This window comes from Nonlabens dokdonensis (assembly GCF_002162835.1).
Classification (GTDB): domain Bacteria; phylum Bacteroidota; class Bacteroidia; order Flavobacteriales; family Flavobacteriaceae; genus Nonlabens; species Nonlabens dokdonensis_B.
In genome coordinates, this window is the sequence record NZ_MAAX01000010.1 from 1 (window position 1) to 8323 (window position 8323).

The window sequence follows — 8323 nt, forward strand, 5'->3', positions numbered from 1 at the left end:
GGAGTATATGTTCCAGCAGCTATCCATATATTATCACCGTTTGTGTCGTTTGCGAGAGCAGTTTGAAGATCAGTATATGCGTCGGTCCAGCTTGATCCGTCGTTTGCTCCAGTCGCGCTAGCATTTACAAAAATTTGAGCACTCATGCTCAAGCTTAGGAGGAATGAGATAATGAGTAATGATTTTTTCATGATTTGAATGTTTAAGTTGATTTTCAATCACAAAAGTGTCTAAATCTAGCCTCGTATCATCAAATGCTTTCTGAATAGCAGTTTAAATTGCTGAATTGTAGCACATAAAAAACAGTTATTAATTAATAACTGTTTTTTATAAGATCTCGTCAAATCCTTCAATACGATATATAGTATATAGAGCTGTTTTTAAGTTTTATCTTGTAATCATTAAAACAACTCTTTAATCATACTAAAAAATTCTTCTCTTTTATCTCTAGAAATTGGGACTAACTTATTATTATCCATTAATAAGTGCCCGCCTTCTTTCTTATTAAATTCTTTGATGGATTGAATATTAATGAGGTAGGAGCGATGAGGTTTATAAAATATAGCACTTCCTTTTAACTGGTCTACAAAATGTTTTAAAGGTTTGCATATTAACTCCTTATTCCCATTTTTTAGATAGAAGGTAGTGTACATCCCATCAGCCTCTAGGTATAAAATTTCTTCATGATTAATAAATATGATGCCTCGCGGTACATCGAGCGCAATTTTTGTATTAGATAATTTTTTAAAGGATTCTTTGAGCTCTTTTAAGTTTGTGGTTATAGCATTTTGTTCTTTTAATGAAACTGCTTTTTGAACTGCAAGCTTTAATTCCATATAGTCTACCGGCTTTAATAAATAATCAACAGCACTTAATTTAAAAGCATCAATTGCATACTGATTATAAGCAGTAGTGAATATTATTTGAAAATCAATAATTTGATTTTCAAAGAAGTCTAATATTTGTAGGCCAGAGTATTTAGGCATTTCTATGTCTAAGAATACTAGATCGATCTTTTTTTCTTTAATGATTTCCACGCCTATTTCTAATTCTTCAGCATGAGAAAAGCTAGTGATTTCAGGACAATGCTCTTTTAATAGGGTTTCTAAAAGTTTACGAGCTTTAGGCTCATCATCTATTATAATTGCTTTCATAGTATTTGTGGTATAGTAATAACGACAAGCGTACCAGTTGCGATATGATCTTTCATTAAATCATTAACTACTACTGTAATTTTAGTTTCTCTTTTATTATTGAGTAATTGCACACGCTCATTATTTGCATAAGTAGCAAAACTCTTATAATGATCTACGCGCTGGGATTTGATTTGTTGAGCTTGTTTGCGACCTATTCCATTATCCTTAATGCTAATTATTAGATTATTATCTACTGGACTATGTTCAAATTTAACGAGTAGATGGCGATTCTTTTTTTTATGTAATAAACCGTGCTTCAATGAATTTTCTACATAGGGTTGAATAAATAATGGTGGTATCTTAATGACATCCTGATTTAATGAAGCATCGATATCTAGAACGTACTCTAGTTTTTCTTCAAATCGTACTTTTTCTAACTCTAGATAAAGTTTCATAGCTTGAATTTCTTCAGATAAGCTGATTTCATTTTCTCTAGAATGTTCTAAATACATACGTATCAATCTTGAGAATTTTACTAAGTAGGAGCTCGCCAGATTACGTTCATTATTTATTATATATTCTTGAATTGAATTAAGTGCATTGAAAATAAAATGTGGATTCATCTGCGATCGTAAATTTTCTAATCGTAGAGTGATGAGTTCGTTATCTAGAGCTAGCTGTTTCAATTGTTTGTTTTTCTCGCTTTCGCGAAAGCGTAATTTCCTTTTGTAATACCAAATTATAGGTCCAGTAATAGCAATGCATAATAATAGTAAGAACCACCATGTTTTATAATAGGATTGATAAACGTTAAGTGTTATGCTTTTATAATTTTCTGCATTTGCTGCTTTTAATTGGATTTGATAATCTCCAGCGGTAAATCCAGAAAATTGTAAAACGTTGCTACCTTGAGCAACGGGAATCCAAGGGGCGCCATTTTTAGTTCTGTAATAAAATTTACCATTAGATAAACCTCTTAGTCCAGTAGCGTTGAAGAATAAACTCATACTGGATTCGTCTTCACGAACTTTGATTTTACCTTTAAGTGCATGCGGTTTATTATCTACTAATAATTTACTGAAGTAGAAATTTGTTATGTTTAATGGTTTAAAGGAACTGTTTTTATCTATTTCAAAGAGTCCATTTATTCCACCTACAATAACTTTATTATCTAAAACAATAATATCTCTTGCCGTGGTAAAAGGAATACCATCTTTACGAGTTAATGTAAGCAGTTCATTTGTTATAACGTTAATTTGATGAATAGCTTCTTGTGTTACGATCCATAATTGTGAATTTGCATGGCTTATAGCATTTATATTATTACTACTTAAAAGGTCTGTATTTAAATGCTTTTCAATTTTAAATTTATTGATACCATAAACGCCCTGACTGGCGGTGCTAGCCCATACGATTCCTTGAGAATCTTGTGTGAAATTATTTGCTAGAATAAGCTCGTTATCTATTGTTTTTATTTGCGATATGATTCCATCTTTATCTCTTGCTATTAATCCATCTATAAATCCAAAATAGCTTATTTGATGTATGCTATCATAAAAACATGATAATATTCTGGTATTTTGCTCATAGATGGTTTCAGATTTTTTAAAATCTGAGCTAAATCTTTTTATTAATCCTGATCCTGAACTTCCTGTTATTAAATTAAAGTCGTCGATAAGTTTAAAAGATTTTGTATTTGCAAATTTTTCAATTTCTATAACTTTATTAGTCTCAAAATGATATAAATAAGTTTTTAATTTTTGAAAAATGAATAAAACATTTCTATGTTTATCGTAGTGCATAGTTGTTACACTCGTACCACTTTTTATAGGTAAGACTTTCCTAAGAGATTTTTTTACATCAATATACTCAACTGTACCATTTTCATAGCCTACACAATATGAATTGCTATTTACTTTTTCTAGAGATGCTACATATTTGTTTTCTATATCATAATTTTTAATATAAATATTGGGTAAGATTACAAGACCGTTTTTTAGAGTAGATATCCAGTAATTGTTATCGCGGTCTAGAATAATTTTGGTAGTAAAAAAACCTTTTAAAAAATGATTTTCAATATGTAACTTGTTGTTTTCAAGCCTTAATTGGATTACACCGTTTTCAGTAGTAAACCACAAATAGTCATTTAAATAAGACACTTTTAAAAATCCTTTGAATTCAATTAGTTCAAGAGGAGCTTCTACTTTAAACCATTTACCTGTCTTGAATCTAAAAGAGCGCACTGTTTCAGCTTGTTTGTGAATGAACAAATAATCGTCTTGTGCTAATGGAATTATTTCACCTACGTTAGGTCTATCTTTAAGTTGAAATGGTTTAAAAGGTATACTATCTATCTTCACTTTCTTGCCATCCCTAAAATTATAAAGCTTATTAGAATGACTGGTTAGTATTTTTTTTCCTGCATTTCCCAAATTGAAAAAGTTACCTTCATTTTTTTCTAATAGAAAAGTGGAGATTTCTTTTGTCTCTAAGTTGATACTAAGCTGTTTAAAATAAGTACTTACTATTACGTATTTTTCTGTTACTTGAAAAGAAGGCAATGAACCTTTCAACTCAGTACTTAAATCCATAAAGAGTTGCAAGTGATCTTCATTATCTACATAAAATAGTTGACCAGCCAAATTGATGCACCAAACACGATCTAAATGATCTACAAAGGGTTCAAAGACTGATAGACCTCTTTTTTCTGGATGAGTGTAAGATTTATAATTGCTTCCATCATAACGTATTAAACCATTGTTGCAAGCAATCCATATAAAACCTTGGTTGTCTTCCACAATATTGTATACTTCATTATCGGGAAGACCATTATTTTCATTTATAGTTAATTTAACCGGTTCTTGAGCATTAATATTTAATCCTGTACCTATCAGAATTAAGAAAAAAACTTGAATTTTATAAATAATGGAATGCATATCTAATTGTTAAAAATACAGTTTTTGAGATTTGTATTTTTAGTTAGTTGCTCAATTACAACGAGCGTTGCTGAATGGTGTTTTATTTATTAATGTTTCGCTTTCGCGAAAGCGAGAAAATTAGATTAAGAGAAGTGTTAAAGTTTAGGAATACTAGGGTAAATAACGTAACCTGCACTTATAACGCTATTGCGATTTGCTTCAAAAAACGCAAGATTATTTGTTCTGGTATTAATAAATTCTGGCTCGTATTCACCAAATAAAATTAATGGCTGTCTGAAGGAGTTTTGAACAGTAGGAAACTCTCCATTTGTTATTAATAGCGGCAACTTATTGAAGTTGATCTGGTCACTTTTTATAGTAGATTGTGCTGCTACTTCTGGAGATTTATACACAAAACATTTTGCAAACAACTCTAAATCTGCAACTGTTGTTGTGGGCTCAAAATTGATTTCACAAGATGTCTCATTTGTAAAAGGTAAAGTGGTTGCATTATTCTGACTAATGCCTTTAATGCCTACCAAAGCAATAAAAATAAGTACATATACTTTTTTCAAATTCATACCTTTAAAAAATCCACTTAAAGGTATGAATTTAAATTGTTTATAAAACTGAAAACTTCATTTTTATTGAGGTGTTAACCCTAAGCTTTTCCCTTTGTTGATCATGAATTCATAAGCTGCATCATGTTCATTAGGAATTACACCGTCTAGAATAGAGTCTTTAATGGCAGTTTTAATTTGTCCTATTTCACGACATGGCTTTAAATTAAAGGCTTTCATAATCTCTTCTCCAGTAACTGGCGGCTGAAAATTGCGCACGTGATCACGTTCTTCTACTTCAACGATTTTATCTCTTACTTTCTGAAAGTTATTATGATATTGCTTGAACCTACGAGGATTTTTAGTAGTAATATCTGCCTCGCATAAGGTCATTAAATCTTCTATATGTTCACCAGCGTCGTGTACTAGTCTCCTTACAGCACTATCAGTTGCGCTCTCATCTATAACGGCAATAGGTCTTGAAGACATGCGCACCATTAATTGAACAAACTTCATCTTATCATTTAAAGGCATTTTGAGTCTTTTAAACAAATGGTAAACCATTTTTGCTCCTTTGAACTCGTGACCATGAAATGTCCAGCCTACTTTTTTACTGAAACGCTTTGTAGGCGCTTTACCTATATCATGAAGAAGTGCTGCCCATCGCAGCCATAAATCTTCTGTATTACGCGATATGTTATCTACAACTTCTAGAGTGTGGTAAAAATTATCTTTGTGTTTTTGACCTTCTACTTCTTCTATTCCTTTTAATGCAATAAGCTCTGGTAAGATTAATTTCAATAAACCGGTTTTTTCAAGTAATAAAAAACCAAATGACGGCTCGTCGCACATCATGATTTTATGAAGTTCTGTAACGATACGTTCATTAGAAATAATCCTTAAACGGTGCGCATTACGTTTAATACTTTGAAATGATTCTGTTTCAATTCTAAAATTAAGCTGCGCTGCAAATCTTATGGCACGTAACATTCTCAACGGATCGTCACTAAAGGTAACATCTGGATCTAGCGGTGTGCGTATGATTTTATTACGCAGGTCTTCCATACCGTTAAAAGGGTCGAGTAGTGCGCCAAAACTATTTTTATTAAGAGAAAATGCCATGGCATTGATCGTGAAATCTCTTCTGTTTTGATCGTCTTCCAGGGTACCATCTTCTACAAAAGGTTTTCTACTGCCGCGATCGTAGCTTTCTTTTCTTGCTCCTACAAATTCTAGTTCTAGATCATCAGTCTTTACCATTGCCGTACCAAAATTCTTGAATACAGAAACTTTTGTACTATGTGGTAGTAATTCTTCTACTTTTCGCGCAAGCGATATACCACTTCCTACTGCAACAACGTCAATGTCTTTTTTCTGGCCTCTTTTTAAAAAGAAGTCTCTTACAAAGCCGCCTATTACATAAGCTGGCAATTCTAGCTCTTCTGCAGCCTGACTCAAGGTTCTAAAAACGTTTTCTTGAATCGCTTCAGGATAATGTGTTTTTTGATCCATGCTTACTCTCGTATGATTTTTATAATTCCATTATTGGAAATTTTCATAATGGAAGAAGGTTTGATGTTTTTGTGAACTAAGGGAAGATCCATAACATGATCTACTTTTGATTGTAATTCCTCACTTATATCAGCAAAATGAATTGGTGTTTCCTCACCATGAAAGTTTGCACTTGTAGAAACTATAGGCTTACGGAGCTTTTTAATGATAGATCTACAAAGAGGATCATTAGTGACTCTTACGGCAATAGAATCGTCTTCAGCGATGACGTTTTCTGCGACATTTTTAGGTCTATCATAGATAATGGTGAGTGGTTTTTTATTCACTTTAAGAACTTCCCAAGCCATTTCTGGAACATCTTCTACAATATATTCCAGCATCTGGAAACTATCGACAAGAACGATCAAAGACTTTTTTTTATCGGCACCTTTAATGTCATATATTTTTTGAACAGCTTCATAATTTGATGCATCACATCCTAGACCGTAAACCGTATCAGTAGGATAAAGGATTGTATCACCTTTTTTCAATGCGGTTACCGCTAGATTGATAGCCTCACGTGGTAATTCTATTTTTACTTGCTTATCTTTACTAGGTTTGCGGCCTCTTACTTGATCTCTTCTATTTCTACTTCTTTCACTTCTTCCCATGGTTTGCAAAATTACTTTTTATTACGATAACTGACACATAATCCTAATATAATAAAGTGATAAGAATATGATAGCTTTGCATCTTCCATGGCAAAGCTTAAAAACAATATTTTAGTCCTTCACAAGTCTGGCGCAAATTCTCATTATAAGGCTTTGGAGTTACTAGCACATAATGAAGGTTATACCATTATCTATAGAGAATTTTCTGTTTTAAGTAGAATGTTCAAATCTATAATTAAGTTAGACTTCCGTCTATTTATAAAGCAATGGAAAAACCTTTTTACTTTGCTCCAATTGTTATTCACATCTAATGAGAAAATTGTCTTAGGTATCGCTCCTTATGATAAAACCTTGCTTAGACTGCGCAACATGCTACGTGGTCATCAAATTTATTATCATACTTCATGGCCTATCTGGGATGGCACGCACTTTCCTAAGAAAAAAGGTGTCAACCATAAAGTTAAAAAGGAATGGAAAGCATTCTTAGAAGAACAAGTAAAACTAGTATTTGCGGTCACTGAAACAGCCAAAGAAAGTCTGAAGTCTAATTACAACTTAAAACGAGAACCTGCTGTAGTAGGACATGCTTTTCATAAAATTAATTTTTTTAAAGTTAACGATTCCATTCCTGTAGAAGGTATTAGCTTTTGCTATGTAGGTAGATTAGTAGAGCAAAAAGGAGTTATGGAGCTTCTAGAGTTTTTTAAAGGAAAAAATGAAGTGACTTTTACGATTATAGGAAATGGCAAGTTAGAGAATGAAGTGAAAAGTTTTGTGGATAAATATGATCATATAAATTATTTGCCTGCCACACATAATAGATCAGTCTTGAACCATCTCTTTAATACGACAGACTATTTGGTATTAAATTCTAAGAAGACGGCAAAATGGCAGGAGCTTTTTGGAATGGTAATTATAGAAGCCATGGCTGCCGGATGTATTCCTATTGCAACCGCTCACATAGGACCTAAAGAAATAATAAGCGATCAACATGATGGTTTTTTGTTTCAAGAAGAGCAATTTATAAATAACCTTTCTACCTTTTTAAATCACAAACCATCTCAAGAGTTGATGAAAAATGCCATCAAAAAGGCTGCAAACTATGAGATTAATGAGGTTGCAAAAAACTGGAAAGACATTTTAAAAGATTAAAAATGATAGATGTAAGCTGTATAATAATTAACTACAACACTTCTCAACTTACTAGAGAAGCAATACAGTCTGTCATGGATTTTACTCAAGATGACGTGAATTATGAAATTGTAGTATTAGATAATGCTTCTAAATATGAAGACTACATCAATCTAAAAGAGTTTGTAGACCAAGCGCCCGATTTTGTGAACATTCACAGGAGTAGGATCAATACCGGTTTTGGTGGTGGTAATATGTTAGGAGTTCAAAAAGCGCAGCCTTGTAAATATTATGCTTTTATAAACAACGACATTTTATTTGTTCAGGATCACACCTTATTAGACTTGTTCAATTTTATGGAGAACAATGATAGAATAGGTATTTGCAGTCCACAAATGCTAGATGAAAATAAAGAT

The 8323-nt window shown here is 32.2% G+C and carries 7 protein-coding genes and 1 pseudogene; 2 read left to right on the top strand and 6 right to left on the bottom strand.

Annotated elements, in window-relative coordinates; translation table 11 throughout:
- The 6 genes and pseudogenes from A9Q93_RS00415 to A9Q93_RS00440 form a co-directional block, all read right to left on the bottom strand.
- Positions 1-191, bottom strand: a pseudogene (locus A9Q93_RS00415) (hypothetical protein); the annotation flags it as partial.
- A 210-nt stretch (positions 192-401) separates the two neighbouring features.
- Positions 402-1154: a LytTR family DNA-binding domain-containing protein gene (locus A9Q93_RS00420; RefSeq protein ID WP_303685392.1), complete on the bottom strand. Its 753-nt coding sequence runs from the start codon at positions 1152-1154 to the stop codon at positions 402-404.
- Positions 1151-4072 (bottom strand): histidine kinase, encoded by a 2922-nt coding sequence (locus A9Q93_RS00425; protein WP_303685393.1) that lies wholly within the window; start codon positions 4070-4072, stop codon positions 1151-1153. Before A9Q93_RS00425 ends, A9Q93_RS00420 begins: the two co-directional genes overlap by 4 nt.
- Before the next feature lie 137 nt (positions 4073-4209).
- The gene (locus tag A9Q93_RS00430; protein ID WP_303685394.1) at positions 4210-4629 is read right to left on the bottom strand and encodes a hypothetical protein; all 420 of its coding nucleotides are present in this window, start codon (positions 4627-4629) and stop codon (positions 4210-4212) included.
- Between the two features lie 69 nt (positions 4630-4698).
- Entirely contained in the window at positions 4699-6126 is a 1428-nt protein-coding gene (locus tag A9Q93_RS00435) for a CCA tRNA nucleotidyltransferase (protein ID WP_303685395.1), read from the bottom strand.
- A gap of 2 nt (positions 6127-6128) precedes the next feature.
- Entirely contained in the window at positions 6129-6776 is a 648-nt protein-coding gene (locus tag A9Q93_RS00440; RefSeq protein WP_369674678.1) for an L-threonylcarbamoyladenylate synthase, read from the bottom strand.
- 87 nt (positions 6777-6863) lie between these two features.
- Between A9Q93_RS00440 and A9Q93_RS00445 the strand changes: the two genes are divergently transcribed.
- Both A9Q93_RS00445 and A9Q93_RS00450 read left to right on the top strand, forming a co-directional pair.
- On the top strand, positions 6864-7928 hold the full coding sequence (locus A9Q93_RS00445) for a glycosyltransferase family 4 protein (protein ID WP_303685397.1): 1065 nt from the start codon (positions 6864-6866) through the stop codon (positions 7926-7928).
- Positions 7929-7930: 2 nt separating this feature from the next.
- A partial coding sequence (locus A9Q93_RS00450) for a glycosyltransferase (RefSeq protein WP_303685398.1) occupies positions 7931-8323 on the top strand: 393 nt, incomplete at its 3' end.

Excerpts from the sequence above, each read along its gene's own strand:
- A9Q93_RS00420 (WP_303685392.1), bottom strand. The coding sequence starts at position 1,154 with ATGAAAGCAATTATAATAGATGATGAGCCTAAAGCTCGTAAACTTTTA.
- A9Q93_RS00425 (WP_303685393.1), bottom strand. The coding sequence starts at position 4,072 with ATGCATTCCATTATTTATAAAATTCAAGTTTTTTTCTTAATTCTGATA.
- A9Q93_RS00435 (WP_303685395.1), bottom strand. The coding sequence starts at position 6,126 with ATGGATCAAAAAACACATTATCCTGAAGCGATTCAAGAAAACGTTTTT.
- A9Q93_RS00440 (WP_369674678.1), bottom strand. The coding sequence starts at position 6,776 with ATGGGAAGAAGTGAAAGAAGTAGAAATAGAAGAGATCAAGTAAGAGGC.
- A9Q93_RS00445 (WP_303685397.1), top strand. The coding sequence starts at position 6,864 with ATGGCAAAGCTTAAAAACAATATTTTAGTCCTTCACAAGTCTGGCGCA.